General features: G+C 52.6%; 1 protein-coding gene. It reads left to right on the top strand.

The genetic code is table 11. The features are described 5' to 3' along the window. On the top strand, window positions 1–253 hold a 253-nt coding region (gene tnpA, locus IV91_RS0108350), incomplete at both ends, for an IS200/IS605 family transposase (RefSeq protein ID WP_031597557.1).

Here is a 253-nt window from a genome sequence, read left to right as displayed (position 1 = left end):
GTCTGCGAAGACATGGAAGCGTCCCTAGTGGAAATGGATGGGGAGGACAATCATGTGCATCTGTTGGTGGAGTATCCGCCCAAGCTGGCGGTGTCCGTACTGGTGAACAGCCTGAAAGGAGTATCCGGCCGGTTGTTACGCAAAGAGCGGCCCGACTTGAAAAAGCGGTATTGGAAAAATGTGTTGTGGTCGCCATCGTACTTTGCCTCTTCGTGTGGAGGTGCGCCGATTGGCATCATCAAACAATATATCG

The sequence above is a fragment of the Ferrovum myxofaciens genome (assembly GCF_000735045.1).
In the GTDB taxonomy this organism is placed as follows: Bacteria; Pseudomonadota; Gammaproteobacteria; order Burkholderiales; family Ferrovaceae; genus Ferrovum; species Ferrovum myxofaciens.
The sequence above is the reverse complement of the archived record's forward strand: the minus strand, read 5'-3'. Positions and strand labels throughout refer to the sequence as shown.